Genomic DNA, 14,822 nt, shown 5'->3' on the forward strand with positions numbered 1-14,822 from the left:
CTCAAGCATCCTGCTCGTGAGGGTGATTTGGCTGGAATGGGGCTGTCTTGTCAGGCGTTTATGACCGTGAACGCATCAACCGGGGTCCAACTGCACGCGTTCGCCATGCCAGGTGCTGCGGTCCTGCAGCGTCTGGGCAAAAATACTTTCGTACTGGTCCAGCATCAGGTCCAGGTTCAACAGCGAAGCCACGCTGTTGCGTGCCTGGCTGCCCAGGCGTGCCAGCAGTTCGGGTTGCTGGTGCAGCTTGAGCATCGCCAGCCCTAGTGAGTCGGGGTCATCGGGGCTGCACAACAGGCCGTTGAGCTGGTCCTGAATGATTTCCGGCAGCCCGCCCATGCGGCTGGCGATGACCGGGCGGGAATGCGCGCAGGCCTCGACGGCCACCAGGCCGAACGGTTCGTTCCACATCGACGGGACGATGGCCACGTCTATGTGTTGGTAGAAGTTTTCGGGCTTCTGGAAGCCGACGAAACTGATGTCGGGTGAGGTCGCCATGGCCCTGAACCTTTTCTCGTCATTCGATTGGCCGCGACCGGCAATCTGCAAGGTGGCCTTGAATGGCAGGTGCTGGAACTGATTGATCAGCCAGCCGACGCCCTTGTTTTCCGACAGCGTGCCCAGGTAGCCGAAGCGCAGCGGTGCCGTATCGTCGGCTGCTTTGGTCTGCCCGGCGTGCGGTGGGGTGAACGGGCTGGCGTTGTGCACCACATAACCGCGCGCGCCCTTGAAATAGCCCTGTGCCTGCAAGGTGTCGAGCATGAATCGGCTGACGCCCACCACGGTACTGACCTGCTCTGACTGTTGCGCATGGTGCTTGCGAAACTGCGTGCACAGCGAGCATTGACGCTGGCAACTTTGACCCTTCTTGAACATGGTACTGCTCAGACATAGCAGGTAAAGGTCGTGCAGGACCTGAACGACAGGGCGGTTGGCGCGGGTGATCTCGTCCCATGCCGACACCGACCAGCCCGTCAGGTTGTGGCACACCACCAGCTCTGGCTGTTCCAGTTCAATCACCTGGCGTACGTAATCGCGCATGCCGCCGTTGTAGCGATCGCGCCAGTGCCAGGCAAACCGTGCCAGACGTCCCGGACGCTGGGGCATGAAGTGCCAGTATTGGTTGAGCAGACCGGCCCGATAGACCTTGACCCGATTGACCTCTGCCAACTGCAGGCCGGGCCGATCGGTTGTGGCCAGCACCGCGATGCTGTAGCCACGTTGCTGCAAGCCTTCGACGGTGCGCTGCAGAATGATCTCTGCACCGCCGCCGATGTCGGGTGCGTAAAGGCTGCTGATGAACAGGATTTTCATAGCGGGTAAGCCTTGTGCAGGCCCAGCACGCGGGCTTCGCCCTCACGAATGGCGTTGTTGAGCAATCGCAGTCGCGGTCCGGCGTCGCAGCGCCATGCATACAGCCGCAACAGGCAGAAAAAAACCAGGCGATTGAACCGGTAGCTCAGCGTCGAACGTGCCCAGACGTGTTTGTCGAACCAGGCCTGATTGCGCGCCGCGTAAAAGGCGCGCAGGTCCGAGCCGCCCAACAGATAACTTTCATAGACATTGCGGCTGCGCGCCTTGATGTTCCATGAGTCTTCCAGATCGTCCAGTGGCGCTCCGGTCACCAGAAATATCTTTGCGCCACCGTCGGTGATGCGCCAGGTGTATTCGGTGTCATCGGCGTACAGCTTGAGGGCATCCAGCGGCAGGCCGATTTTTCGGTACAGGCTGCAATGGGCCAGCAACCCGCCATAGGTTGCGAAAGGCAGCTGGACCATTTCCGGCATGGGCGGGTTGGCCTGGGGTTGTCCCCAGGGCAGGCGTCGCCAGATTTTGTAAGGCAACTGGGCGATGTGAAAGCCGAAAAAGCTCGATCGACGCTGAATCGCGTAACGCAGCGGGACACCCGCAGCGATGTCGGCTTGATGACTGGGGCGAAAACCGAGCACCGCAGTGCTGCCTTCACCGTCAATCTGCTCCCGTTTGTGCAAGGCTTGATGCAGCACCTCGATGGCATTGTGGGCCGGTGCGTTGTCATCGTCCATCAGCCAGATGTACTCGGCGCCAGCTTGCAGCGCAGCGTCTATGCCTGTCGCGTAGCCATTGGCCGAGCCGGTGTTGTCGGGCAGCCAGATTACTTGAACCTGCCCGGGCCACTCGTCGCACAGCGCCTGTAACGGCGCGACAGAAGCGTTGCTGACAATGATGACGCGGCTGATCAGCGGACTGTCGAGCGAGCGGCTGATCAATGTGTGCAGATAGTCGAAACGGTCACCATAGGTGAGCGTCACCAGGGTGGTCTGGCGGGGCATTGTGCGCTTCCGATGCGAGTGAAACGGGCCGCCGGTGCAGGATGTCGGTCATGCGTCGGCGGGCAGGTTGCTGCTGATGCTGCAAGCCTTACGCAGTGGCCTCGATGCGCGACAGGCTGCTGATGGGCAGCACCACTTTCTGCTGGCGTTGCAACATGTTGAGCAGAATCACGGCGCGCTCGGTGCCGTCAGTGGTCAGGAAAATGGCCTCCACGTCACACCAACTGCCGGTGGTAATCATGACCTGATCTCCCTGAGTGAAACGCAGGGCGGGCGCGGGCGTGCAGAGGCGTTGGCGAATCTGCTCGATCAGGTGGTCGCGAACCGGCACCGGATGACCGCCAAAGGTCACGATGCGTGAAACGCCACGGGTGGAGCGGATCGGATACCAGTTGTCGTGCACCTGATCCATGTGAATGAACAGATAGCCGGGGAACAGCGCCTCTTCGACCTGGGCCTTGGCAGCGATTTTTTTTGCCGCGGCCCGCAGGGGGCGGAAACATTCGAAGTCCTGGCGTCGCAAATGCTCTTCGGCACGGGCTTCCTGGCGCGGTTTGGTCTGGATCAGATACCAGCGAGCATCCTGGTCGGAGAGGTACATGGTTAATTCCTTTTAAATGAAACAGCTCAAGGGGTAGCGGGTGCTGGCGTACTACCGGGGCGCAGGGTGGTAGTTGTAGCCGTAGGCGGCGCAGTCGTAGTCGGACGTCGTGGCCTTGCGTACCACCGCGTTGAAAATGGCGCCCTTGATCAGAATGCCGTTCTGGCCCAGGCGGCGCTTGCAGGCTTCGATTTCCTTGACGGTGGTCATGCCGAAACGCGCGACCAGCAGGCAAGTGCCTGCCTGACGTCCCACCAGCGTGGCGTCGGTCACGGCAAGGATGGGTGGCGTGTCGACCAGAATCAGGTCATAGAGCGGCGACAGTTCGGCCAGCATCTTGTGGAAGTTGTCATGCATCAGCAGCTCCGAGGGGTTGGGTGCCGCGAAACCGCAGGAGATGAAGTCCAGGTGGCGAATCCGTGTCGGATTGATGACCTCGGTACAGCGCAAGCGCGCGGCCAGCGTGTCGGACAGACCGTGCTTGGGTTGCAGGCCGAAAAGGCGATGCAGGTAGCCCTTGCGCATGTCAGCATCGATGAGCAACACACGCTTGCCGGTCTGCGCAATGATCGCGGCCAGATTGCTCGACACGAACGATTTGCCGGCGCCTGGCGTGGGGCTCGAGATCATCAGCACATTGTTACGCGCCTCAAGCATGGCGAAATGCAGGCTGGTGCGCAGGCTGCGCAACGATTCGATAGCCAGCTCGCTGGGGGCGGCAATGCTCAGCAGTCTCGACACTTGCACGCTCTGGCTGTCTTTGCCATGGCGCTCCTCGCCGGGCATGTTCTTGCCCCGCGTGTTTTTGCCGCGCTTCTCCAGACGTTCCTGCTGACGCGAGTAGGGCAGCGATGCGTAGACCGGCATGCCGAGATTTTCGATGACCTCGGCGCTTTCAACCCCGCGATAGAACGCCTGGCGCACGAAAATGATGACCGTCGCGGCCAGTGCACCCAGCAACGTGGCAATCAGCACAATCAGGGTCTTCATCGGTTTTACGGGCTTTTCGATGTTGCTGTCGGCGTTGTCGATGACCCGCACGTTACCGATGTTGCCCGCCCGCAGAATGTCCTGCTCCTGGCTCTTGTTGAGCATCAGCGTGTAAGTCTGGCTGGTGACCTGCATGTCGCGGGTCAGGCGCAGCAGTTCCTGCTGGGTCATGGGCAGTGTTTCGATCTTTTTCAGCAGGCCCTGTTTCTGTTGTTCCAGCTGGTTTATCTGGCTCATCAGGCTGCGATAGGTCGGGTGCTCGCGGGTATACAACCGCTCAAGCTCGACGCGCTTGAGTTTCAGCTCGGACAGCATCGAGTCCAGATGCACCACCTGGTCCAGCAAACCTTTGGTTTCGATGCTCAGGTCCACCGATCGGGCGCTGGTCTGGAAGGCGTTCAGCGCCGCTTCCGATTCTTCCAGTTGCTTGCGCACCGCCGGTAACTGCGAGCGCAGAAATTGCAGGCGCTGGGCGGCTTCCGCAGAGCTGCGCTCGACATTCTGACGGACGTACAGACGGCTGATCTGATCCAGAATCCGGTTGGCCCGTTGCGCATCCTGGTCTTCGATGGACAGGTAGATGATGCCGGAGTCTCTGCCTGCTTCAGCAATCTTCAGGCGATTCTGATAGATCAGCGCGGTGCCGAGCGTGCGTTGTCTGGACACCGTGAAATCCGTGCCGGGGCGTGCCAGCAGTGCAGCTATCTGAATCTTTACCCCGTTGCCCTCGATAACGCGATTGACGGCGCCGCCCAGCAATCGATTGTGGTCGCTGTCGTAAAGCGCGAACTGGCCTGGCTTGCCGGCAGTCAGGGTGAGCTTCTCACCCAGCAGGTGCTCTGGCACTTCCAGTTGAAAGACCTCGATCTTTTCGCCGCCCCACGCGTAGTGCGACAGGCCCCACAACGGCTCGGCCAGTGCACCGTCCTGCGGCGGTGCAAACGTGCGATACAGATAAGGGCCGATCACCGGGAACAGATCGGGCTTTTGCAGCACATTGAGCTGCAGGTCGTCGACCACTTTGCCCAGCAGCGCGCGTGACTTGATCAGCTCGATTTCGGTGGTTGCCTGGGACACTGACAACGGTTTGCCGCTGACCTCCGGGGTGCCTTCGATGCCGATTTTTCTCGGCTCTATCTGGATCATGGCGTTGGCCTGATACACCGGCGTACTGAGAACGGCGTAGGCCAGGCCAATCAGAAAAAACAGGCCGACGGTCCACAGGACCAAGGCTTTTTGATCGAACAGGATCCGCAGTACAGTGGCCAGGTCGATTCGTGCGTCCTGGTAGTAATCCAGGGTAGGACGGCTCATGACGGTCATTTATCGTGTTGCTCCTGCCTGGAAATGAGGAAGCCAGTCGTCGATACAGCGCGAAAGCTGCGCGTAGGTCTGTTCAAAGGCTGATGTGGGTAGCCGATAGGGGTCGGCTATGTCGAGCCGGTGTTGCCATTGACCCATCAGGAAGGTCCTGCCGCGTACTTCCGGCGCACGTTTGAGAACGTCATGAACATGCGCCTGCTCCATCAGCAGGATCAGGTCTGCCTGATGCAGCAGTTCGCGGGTCATCTGCTGCGCTGTATGGTCTTGCGGGTGCACCTGATGGGATTGCAGAACGGCCTGTGCTGTGGGGTCGATGGGCGAGCCCGACAACGCTGCAATACCCGCCGACTGAATATGCATCTGTGTTGCCCCAAGGTTTGTCGCCGCCAGGCGCTGACAGATCATCGCGACGGCCATCGGGCTGCGGCAGATGTTGCCGACGCAGAGCACCAACACATTACTGAACATGAGCTTTGCCGGTTGTCGGCAACAAACGCCTGCTGAGGTTGACAACCACGTTGCTCGCCACTTGCCACAGCGTCTGCAGTTTGTGCGACGGGGTGAGCGCCGCCAGCGAAAGGCACACGGTCTGCATCAGGAAATACTCGTACAGCGCGTGATTGCCTTGCAGGTTGTAGTAGTTGGCCAGGCTTGAGCAGGTTTGCAGGTTCATGTGCAACTTGCGCTTGTCGCTGCGCATGGAGAACACCCCGCCCGCGTGCAGCCGATAGGCGGCCGGCTTGATGTCGGCCATGAACTTGCCCTTGCCGTGCGCGCCCAGCAACGACCACCAGCACATGTCGTTCAACGGCGCGACGCGGATGTTCAGCTCCGGCGGCATCGTGCTGAACACATTGCGAAAACAGGTCGTCAGGGTCGACAGGCGACGTGCCTGCTGCAACTCCAGCGCCGTGGCGTCGGCGCGCAGGTGGCCTTGCAACTGCACGCCATACTCACCGTTTTCGTCGAAGGCGACGGCGTCGTGGTAGGTAATGACGTAATCGGGATGGCTCTCGAGAAAGTCCACTTGCAGCTGCAGCTTGCGCGGGTCGGTCCAGTAATCGTCGGCTTCGCAGTAGGCGATGTAACGACCGCGCGCTTCGGCAAACAGGTCGGGAACGCAGGGCAAGCCCTGGCTGTACTGATTGACCTGTTGGTAGAAGGCCCGAATGATGGTCGGATGCCGCTCGGCGTACTGCGCGATGATGCGCGCGGTGCCGTCTGTGGAGGCGTCGTCGTTGATCAGGATTTCGTAGTTGAAGCGGGTTTGCTGTGACAGAAAACCGTCCAGCGCCTGGGCAACGAAAGCTTCCTGGTTATAGGCCGGGCAGATGATGCTCAGCAACGGCGGCGTCTGACAGGTCGTGTCGGTGTTTTTTGTGATGATGGGCATGGCTCAGGTACTCGTTTTGCTGAACAAAACATAGATTTTCGATGCCAGCGGTTTGTGGCTTGCCGCTACCAGCGTCAGGGTGATCAGCCCGCTGGCGGCCAGCGCCATAAACAGGCTGCTGCGGCTCTGACCGGCAATCAGGTCAAAGACCGGTGTGCTGATCGCCAGCCCCAGTGCGGTCATTGCGCTGATGCGCAGCATGTCGCTCAGCCATGCCCGATGGATGCCGGGTGCCAGGCGCTGATGCACGATGGCCGGCCAGATGGCGAACGATGTTGCACGCAGGAAAAACCACGCCAGCGCCGCGCCGTGCACGCCCTGCCAATGAATCGCCAGGCACATCACGGGCACGCTGATCAGCGTCGAGATCACGCTGTACCAGAGGTGCAGGTGCATGCGGCCGTAGGTGTATTGCAGGTAGAACTGAAAGGCGCTGGCCGCCATGATCGCGCTGCCCAGTGCATACCAGCCCATCACCGGGCCGCTCCAGCTCGCGGCGGCCTGGTCCCCTGTCCAGGCGAAGATCAGCGGTTCGGCTTGCAGGGCAATAAGCGCTGCCAGAGGAAACAGGCAGGTACAAACAAGCCGGTTGGCGGCCAGAAACAACGCGTGCATCTCATCGCGACGCCCCTCGGCCATCAGCACCGTCAGGCGTGGCAGCAGCGTCTGAACCAGCGGGTTGGTCAGCATCATGATGCCGGCGGCAATCAACGCCACCAGTGAAAAGTAACCGTACTGGTCCAGCGGCAAGAGACGGGACAGCAGCACTTTGTCCAGTTGGGTCAGCACGATCCACAGCACAGCGCTCAGCGACAGGCTGGCGGCAAAGGGCAGGATCGGTTTGAGCAAGGGCCAGTCCAGCCCGCTCATCCAGTGCGGGGCGGGCATCTGCCGGTGGGCTTTGCCGGCGAACAGCAGGGTTTCGATCAGCCCGACCGCCACCTGAAATTCAAAGAAGTCCCGCGGGTCCCGGGAAAACTGACTGACCAGCACTAAACCGCCGAAATAGCGCAACGTGGCGATCGATACATTGGCAGCGTTGAGCCAGGCATGCTGTTCAAGGCCTTGAATGCCACTTTTGTACAGCGTCGAATACAGACGCAGGGCAATGATGACGCCCATCAGCGCGATGCAATGGGTCAGTGTTTCAGGTTGCAGGGTATTGGCATTGAGCCAGTGGGTCGCAATCCAGGCGCTGGCAGCGACAATGAGCACGCCACTGAGCACTGCCAACGGCAGAAATATCAGTTCGAACGAGCGCAACAGCCGCCCCAGGCTCTGTTCACCTGCCGGCAGGCTCTGTTGCTGGGCCACTGCGCGAACCAGACTGGGAGACAGCCCTGCATCCAGCAGTTGCAGCCAGGCTTGCAGCAGGGTGAAGAAGCCGATCAGCCCGTAGGCCTCGGCACCCAGATGGCCCAGATAAAACGGCATGATCAGAATCCCGATCAGCAGCACGTAGGCCTGCCCGCTGTAGTTCAGAACGGTATTGCGAATCACCGAGTGTCTGTTTTGCATGACCATCAGCCGACCCATGCAATGGCATCGGCCTGCTGGCTTGCGTCGCTCAGGCTGCAGGTTTCGATCAGCGTACGGATGACCAGGGCCTGGTCGGCTTTCTGCAGGCCGGGGTAAATCGGCAGGCACAGCACTCGCTCGCTCAGCGCGCGTGACACCGGTTGGACGGGCTGCGGTTGCAGATACTCCAGCGTGTCCAGCGACGGGTAAAAGTACCGGCGCGGGTTGATATTGCGCAGATTCAGTGCCGTGCGCACCTGCAGCAATTGCTGCTCATCGCGCAGCGCCACCGGGTAATAGCTGTTATTGAGCTGGCTGTCGGTCTCGGGTTGTTGCAGGTCCAGGTAGTCTTTGAGCGACGACGTGTAACGGTGCGCAATCTCTGCGCGCTCTTCAAGAATGTTGCCGATGTTGTCCAGAATGCACAGCCCCATGGCTGCGGAGAATTCGTTGAGCTTGGCGTTGATGCCGATACCGTCGATGCGGTCGACCCCGGAAATACCGAAGTTGCACAGCAGATGAGCGCGTCTGGCCAGTTCGTCATCGTGGGTGATGATCGCACCGCCTTCAATGGTGTGAAACAGCTTGGTCGCGTGAAAGCTCAGGGTGCTGATATCGCCATGATTGAGCACCGACTGGCCCGCGTGGCGCACGCCGAATGCGTGTGCGCCGTCATAGACGACCTTGAGTGTGTGTTCACGGGCGATCTGTTCGATGGCTTCCACGGCGCAAGGGTTGCCAAACACATGGGTCGCCACGATTGCACTCGTGTCCTCGGCGATGCTGTTTTTGATGTGCTGCGGCGAGATGTTCCATGTGGCCGGGTCTATGTCGGCAAAGATCGGCCGAATACCTTCCCATTTCAGCGAGCTGCTGGTCGCGACAAAGCTGAACGGTGTTGTCACGGCGCTGCCACTCAGGCCCAGTGCGCGGTAGGCCACTTGCAGGGCCAGCGTGCCGTTGTTGGTCAGAATGATATGCCTGACCCCCAGGTAGTCCTTGAGCCGCTCCGTCAGTTCCTTGGCCAGCGGGCCGTGATTGGTCAGCCAGCCGCGCGCATAAATGCCTTCGACATAGCGCTTGAACTGTTCGATATCACCCAGATAAGTCTTGGTCACGTTAATCATCGAAGCCTCCCTGTTTCTCTGAGTCTGTTTCTCTGAGCCAAGCTGTGGCTGACGGCCGGGCACGCTACCGCCACACCGAATGCATTCAGTACTTTCAAGGGTTTTAAGGAGTCAACAGACATCCGCCAGCACTCGATGAGCACCGTGGAAATAACTGATATTGCGGGACAGAACTGCAGCCAACTTCGACTTGATTACCCGACGCCTTGCTCTGTGGCATTGACGTGAAACCGGGATGCGTCTGGCAGTCCTATATATCGTTGGCGGCAGTGAATCTGTCAAATTATTTCGTCAGCTTTCTGTTAATTTTTTGATAACCGGTATTCGTTGTGAGTTAACTGATTGATTCACAAGAGTGTCAAAAAAATATCACCCACGGGCTGTATTTAAATGGCGCTTCGCCAGCGGGCAGGCAGAACGCTGGACGTCAACGCATCGACCGGGTCAGGTGGGTAGAAGGCAACAACGTACGTGGCCCTGTATATATCTTTAAGATATATATAAATTCTAATTGATAATTTTTAGTTCTATCAGATTTCGTGCATGATCTCGCTCATGGTCTGCAAGCGGAGGAACGCGCATGAATGAGCCAGTGCTGTATTTTGATTACGCGGCTACCACGCCCGTGGACGAGCGAGTCATCAAGGTGATGGTCGAGTGCCTGGGTGCATCGGGTAATTTCGGCAACCCTGCGTCCAGCTCCCATTCATTTGGGCAAAACGCTCGCCGCGCGGTCGAGCATGCTCGTGAGCAGGTTGCAGGTCTGGTAGGCGCTCAGGCTTCGCAGATCATCTGGACGTCCGGCGCGACCGAATCCAGCAACCTGGCGCTCAAGGGTGTGGCTCAGGAACGCGCAAAAAGACTCGCAAGCCTGACCGGTCATATCATTACCAGCCAGATCGAACACAAGGCTACCCTCGATACTGCCCGGCAGCTCGAGGAGCAAGGCGTCGAGGTCACCTGGCTGGCGCCGGACAGCGATGGCCTGATCACTGCCGATGCGGTCAGCGCCGCGTTGCGCGATGACACGTTTCTGGTCTCGCTGATGCTGGTCAACAACGAGTTGGGCACGGTCAACGATATTGCTGAAATCGGCAGGCGCGTGCGCGGTCATGGCGCGCTGTTGCACGTTGATGCGGCGCAGGGTGCTGGCAAGTTGCCGATTGATCTGAGTCGGCTGGCGGTAGACCTGATGTCGTTCTCGGCACACAAGATCTACGGCCCCAAGGGCATTGGTGCTTTGTACGTTGGCCCGCGTGCACAACAGCGGGTTCTGGCCCAGATTCACGGGGGCGGCCACGAATGCGGCTTGCGTTCAGGCACGTTGGCGACGCATCAGATCGCTGGAATGGGCGCGGCCTTCGCCCTTGCGGCCGACGTGCTCGACGCTGAAGTTCTTGAAACAGAACGGCTGAATCGTCTTCTGCGCGAACGGTTGGCAGGGATTGCGGGGTTGTGTATCAACGGCAGTCCGACGCAGCGGATTGCCCACACGCTCAGCTTTACGTTCGGCAACAATGATCTGGACCTCCCCGCGCTAGGCAAAACACTCGCATTTTCTTCCACTTCCGCCTGCAACTCGGCGAAGAATGTGCCTTCACATGTCCTGCTGGCGTTGGGCCTGAGCCCGCAGGCTGCCAGCCAGACCATCCGCTTGAGCCTGGGGCGCTTCACTCGCGAACAGGATATCGAGCGTGCCGCCGAGTCTATCCGCGCCTGCCTGATTCAGCCGGCATTCTGGGCGGTTGCTCAGTCTCGATGAGTGCTCCATTATCTGAACCGGTAAAAGCAGTCAATTCCCGGGTCAGCAGGAGAGTCAATGAGCACGCAATCCAACGCCAGTTCAGAAGTGGCCGTACGCTTGGCGCGCACACGCGCCTTGATGAGCAGGGAGCGCATCGATGCCTATCTGGTGCCGTCGGCGGATCCGCATCTCTCCGAGTATCTGCCCGGCTATTGGCAGGGTCGTCAATGGCTGTCAGGTTTTCACGGGTCGGTCGGTACACTGATCATCACCCAGAAGTTTGCAGGCGTATGGGCGGACAGCCGCTATTGGGAGCAGGCAACCAAGGAGCTTGCCGGCAGCGGTATCGAACTGGTCAAGCTGATGCCTGGCCAGCGAGGCCCGCTGGAGTGGCTGGCTGATCAGGCCACCGCTGAAACGGTGGTGGCGGTCGATGGCGCGGTTCTGGCGGTTGCTTCTTCACGCACGCTGGCCAGCAAGCTCTATGAGCGGGGCGCGCGTTTGCGCACTGACATCGACCTGCTTATCGAACTGTGGCCGGACCGTCCTGCCTTGCCGACTCAACCGATCTACGAACATCTGCCTCCGCAGGCTTCGCTTGATCGTGGCGAAAAACTCACTCGCGTTCGTCACTCCATGGGCGAGCGCAACGCGGACTGGCATTTTATCGCGACGCTGGATGATATTGCCTGGCTGTTCAATCTGCGCGGCGCGGACGTTTCCTACAATCCGGTGTTCATATCGTTTGCCCTGATCGGCCCGCACAGCGTCACGTTGTTTGTGGACGCGAAGAAAGTCCCGGGTGATGTAAGGGCCAGCCTTGAGCGCGACGGTATCAATCTCATGGAGTACACCCAGATCGGCGCGGCGCTGCGTGAGTTGCCGAAAGACGCGCGGCTGCTGGTCGATCCGGCTCGTGTGACCTGTGGGCTGCTCGATTATCTGGACAGTGAAGTCACCCTGGTCGAGGGATTGAACCCGAGCACATTGCTGAAATCGCAAAAGACCGAGATTGATGCCGGTCATATCCGTCAGGCTATGGAGCAGGATGGCGCAGCGTTGTGCGAATTCTTTGCCTGGCTGGACAGCGCGCTGGGGCAAGAGCCTGTCAGCGAAGTAACGGTTGACGAAAAACTCACCCAGGCACGGGAACGTCGCCCCGGCTACATGTCGCCCAGCTTCGCCACTATCGCCGGCTTCAATGCCAACGGGGCCATGCCGCACTACCGCGCGACCGAAGCAGAACATGCGCAGATCGAGGGTGACGGGTTATTGCTGATCGACTCGGGTGGGCAGTACCTGGGCGGCACCACCGATATCACCCGCATGGTGGCGATAGGCACGCCAAGCACCGAGCAGAAGCAGGACTGCGCCAGGGTTCTCAAGGGTGTGATCGCGCTGTCGCGTACTCATTTTCCAAAGGGGATCTTGTCGCCGCTGCTGGATGCCATTGCCCGCGCGCCGATCTGGAGCGACGGCGTCAACTATGGACATGGCACCGGGCATGGTGTGGGGTATTTCCTGAATGTGCATGAAGGGCCGCAGGTCATCGCCTATCAGGCACCGGCGACGCCACAGACGGCGATGCTGCCTGGCATGATCACGTCCATAGAACCAGGTACCTACCGGCCCGGGCGCTGGGGCGTGCGTATCGAAAACCTGGTGATCAACCAGCCAGCCGGTGCAACCGAGTTCGGCGAGTTTCTGCGCTTTGAAACCCTGACCCTGTGCCCGATCGATACCCGCTGCATTGAGGTCTCGATGCTCAACGAAGAAGAGCGCAACTGGCTGAATGACTACCACGCAAATGTGCTGGCACGGCTGAGCCCGCTGTTGCAGGGGGCTGCACTGCAATGGTTGCAGGCCCGGACAACGGCCATCTGATAAAGACCCTTCGGTTGCTGCGGGATCAGTCCTGCGGCAATGGATCGGCCAGCGGTGTGCCTTTCTTGCAGACAATGATCATGCTGCGGCTGGTGTAGCCGGCAGGGTTAAGGCCGAACGGATAGTCTTCCGGCTCTTCGGTGGCATCACCGGACTTGGCAATGATCTTGAAGGTCTTTGAAGTACAGGCATTGGTCGCCAGCTCATAACATTTGGCCCAGGAGGATGAGAGCCCCGAGCAATTGATGTGAATGCCGCGCTTGCCTTGCTTGACCGGTTTGGAGGTGGCTGCACAACCTGCCACAGCGAAAATGGCCAATGCGATAAAAATGTATTTCATTCCTTTCCTTAGCGGGCCATTACTGATCGCGGTCCATCTGACTGGCTGGAGTGTCGATCGGTAAAGCGGTAACGCAAAATCTCTAAAATGGATCAGTCAGGTGTAAACATGGCGCATGCGTGAGACAAATACTAGTGCCATATCGTTTCCTGACATCCGCTGCATTCAGTCGGCGGGCACCAATTGTGGTTTGGCGTTGGCAGAGCTGAGGGTTGCGCCAATCGAGGCGAAGATGATTGCGCCGATGGCCAGCCACTGGGTCAGTGATAGGTTTTCGTGAAGAAACACCAGTCCTGAGAGTGCGGCGAAGACCGGTTCCAGGCTTGCCAGTGTGCCGAACGTGCGCGCTGACATGCGGGTCAGGGCGACCATTTCCAGGCTGTAGGGCAGGGCGGTAGACAGGATGGCCACGCCGATTGCTGCCGGTATCAATGAAATGTCCAGCAGCGCAGCGCCGGCGTGCACGACCCCGATGGGGGCGATGAAGATTGCGGCAATCATCACGCCCAGTGCGGCGGTTTGCACGCCGTTGTCGGCACCTGCCTTTTGCCCGAACACTATGTAAGCAGCCCAGCACACACCTGCGCCCAGGGCGTAGCCCGCACCGGCCAGGTCAATGGCGGCATCCGAGTGCCTCAGGGGTATCAACAGCAACAGGCCGATGACCGCCATCGTGACCCAGAGAAAATCGATCGGCTTGCGTGAAGAGAGCAGGGCGACAGCCAATGGGCCGGTGAACTCCAGTGCCACGGCAATTCCCAGCGGTACAGTCTGCAGGGACATATAAAAGAGGAAGTTCATACTGCCCAGCGCAATGCCGTAGATCACCACCGTGCGCAGCGACCTGGCAGTCAGCCTCGCGCGCCACGGGCGGAGTATGACCAGCAGAATGAGACTTGCGAACACCAGCCTTAGAGTGGTGGTGCCTTGCGCGCCTACGACAGGGAACAGGCTCTTCGCCAATGATGCACCGCTCTGGATGCTGATCATGGCGATGATCAGCAGGCCCAGCGGGAACAGGGCAGACGCAAGCGTGTGGGGTTTATCAGACATTTCGGTGGTGCGTCCTGACGTAAGCGGGGATATGGGTATCCAGTACATGATGGAGAATAATCGAGTTATGGGCAATATATTGCGCAATCCAGGAGTGTTCTTCTATATAGGTAATCGCGAAACGTGGAATAACAAGGTTTTGGAAAATAACGGTTGACGCGCTCTGTGATGTATCTATAATTCGCCCCACTTCCGGCGCAGACGGAAACGAAAAATCCTTGTAGATCAACAGTTTACAAGGGTTTGACGAAGAGAGTCGGCGAGGAAGGAGGTCGGGTCTGGATTGATCGGCAGCGGTGAGAAAAAAGAGTTTGACACGCGGTTGTAACGCTGTAGAATTCGCCTCCCGCTGATGAGCAACCCAGCGTTGATCGAAGCGCAAGTGGTTGAAGTTGCAAGGGAAACTTTGAAAGCTTCTGAAAATAACCGCTTGACAGATACAAGAGACGCTGTAGAATGCGCGCCTCGGTTGAGACGAAAGATCTTAACCACCCGCTCTTTAACAACTGAATCAAGCAATTCGTGTGGGTGCTTGTG

General features: G+C 59.1%; 13 protein-coding genes. 2 read left to right on the forward strand and 11 right to left on the reverse strand.

Annotated features, from left to right (window positions below):
• Positions 1 to 75: 75 nt before the first annotated feature.
• The 8 genes from QRN38_RS04590 to QRN38_RS04625 form a co-directional block, all read right to left on the reverse strand.
• Positions 76 to 1,314: a glycosyltransferase family 4 protein gene (locus QRN38_RS04590; protein ID WP_057418982.1), complete on the reverse strand. Its 1,239-nt coding sequence runs from the start codon at positions 1,312 to 1,314 to the stop codon at positions 76 to 78.
• The gene (locus QRN38_RS04595; RefSeq protein ID WP_005760596.1) at positions 1,311 to 2,312 is read right to left on the reverse strand and encodes a glycosyltransferase; all 1,002 of its coding nucleotides are present in this window, start codon (positions 2,310 to 2,312) and stop codon (positions 1,311 to 1,313) included. The genes QRN38_RS04590 and QRN38_RS04595 overlap by 4 nt, the downstream gene beginning before the upstream one ends.
• Before the next feature lie 88 nt (positions 2,313 to 2,400).
• A complete protein-coding gene (gene rfaH, locus QRN38_RS04600; protein ID WP_005760598.1) occupies positions 2,401 to 2,913 on the reverse strand; it encodes a transcription/translation regulatory transformer protein RfaH in 513 nt (170 codons plus the stop codon).
• A 51-nt stretch (positions 2,914 to 2,964) separates the two neighbouring features.
• On the reverse strand, positions 2,965 to 5,226 hold the full coding sequence (locus QRN38_RS04605; RefSeq protein ID WP_057418983.1) for a polysaccharide biosynthesis tyrosine autokinase: 2,262 nt from the start codon (positions 5,224 to 5,226) through the stop codon (positions 2,965 to 2,967).
• A complete protein-coding gene (locus QRN38_RS04610; protein ID WP_007246995.1) occupies positions 5,227 to 5,694 on the reverse strand; it encodes a low molecular weight protein-tyrosine-phosphatase in 468 nt (155 codons plus the stop codon).
• On the reverse strand, positions 5,684 to 6,619 hold the full coding sequence (locus tag QRN38_RS04615) for a glycosyltransferase family 2 protein (protein WP_057418984.1): 936 nt from the start codon (positions 6,617 to 6,619) through the stop codon (positions 5,684 to 5,686). Before QRN38_RS04615 ends, QRN38_RS04610 begins: the two co-directional genes overlap by 11 nt.
• A 3-nt stretch (positions 6,620 to 6,622) precedes the next feature.
• Positions 6,623 to 8,155, reverse strand: coding sequence for a lipopolysaccharide biosynthesis protein (locus tag QRN38_RS04620; protein WP_057418985.1), 1,533 nt, complete (start codon positions 8,153 to 8,155; stop codon positions 6,623 to 6,625).
• Positions 8,143 to 9,264 (reverse strand): DegT/DnrJ/EryC1/StrS family aminotransferase, encoded by a 1,122-nt coding sequence (locus QRN38_RS04625; protein ID WP_024668204.1) that lies wholly within the window; start codon positions 9,262 to 9,264, stop codon positions 8,143 to 8,145. The genes QRN38_RS04620 and QRN38_RS04625 overlap by 13 nt, the downstream gene beginning before the upstream one ends.
• Positions 9,265 to 9,844: 580 nt before the next feature.
• Here QRN38_RS04625 and QRN38_RS04630 point away from each other — a divergent pair.
• Both QRN38_RS04630 and QRN38_RS04635 read left to right on the forward strand, forming a co-directional pair.
• Positions 9,845 to 11,026 carry a cysteine desulfurase family protein gene (locus QRN38_RS04630; RefSeq protein ID WP_005760611.1) on the forward strand — a complete coding sequence of 394 codons (1,182 nt, stop codon included), beginning with the start codon at positions 9,845 to 9,847 and terminating at the stop codon, positions 11,024 to 11,026.
• 57 nt (positions 11,027 to 11,083) lie between these two features.
• Positions 11,084 to 12,892, forward strand: coding sequence for an aminopeptidase P family protein (locus QRN38_RS04635; protein WP_057418986.1), 1,809 nt, complete (start codon positions 11,084 to 11,086; stop codon positions 12,890 to 12,892).
• Between the two features lie 25 nt (positions 12,893 to 12,917).
• Here the strand turns inward: QRN38_RS04635 and QRN38_RS04640 are convergent, their stop codons facing one another.
• From QRN38_RS04640 to QRN38_RS04650, 3 genes are all read right to left on the reverse strand, one after another.
• Positions 12,918 to 13,232 carry a hypothetical protein gene (locus QRN38_RS04640; RefSeq protein ID WP_003373224.1) on the reverse strand — a complete coding sequence of 105 codons (315 nt, stop codon included), beginning with the start codon at positions 13,230 to 13,232 and terminating at the stop codon, positions 12,918 to 12,920.
• Between the two features lie 165 nt (positions 13,233 to 13,397).
• Positions 13,398 to 14,285 (reverse strand): threonine/homoserine exporter RhtA, encoded by an 888-nt coding sequence (rhtA, locus tag QRN38_RS04645; protein WP_007247000.1) that lies wholly within the window; start codon positions 14,283 to 14,285, stop codon positions 13,398 to 13,400.
• Between the two features lie 225 nt (positions 14,286 to 14,510).
• A partial coding sequence (locus QRN38_RS04650) for a hypothetical protein (protein WP_285362369.1) occupies positions 14,511 to 14,822 on the reverse strand: 312 nt, incomplete at its 5' end.

Origin of the sequence: Pseudomonas sp. CFBP2511 (genome assembly GCF_030209255.1) — a bacterium.
Classification (GTDB): Bacteria; Pseudomonadota; Gammaproteobacteria; order Pseudomonadales; family Pseudomonadaceae; genus Aquipseudomonas; species Aquipseudomonas avellanae.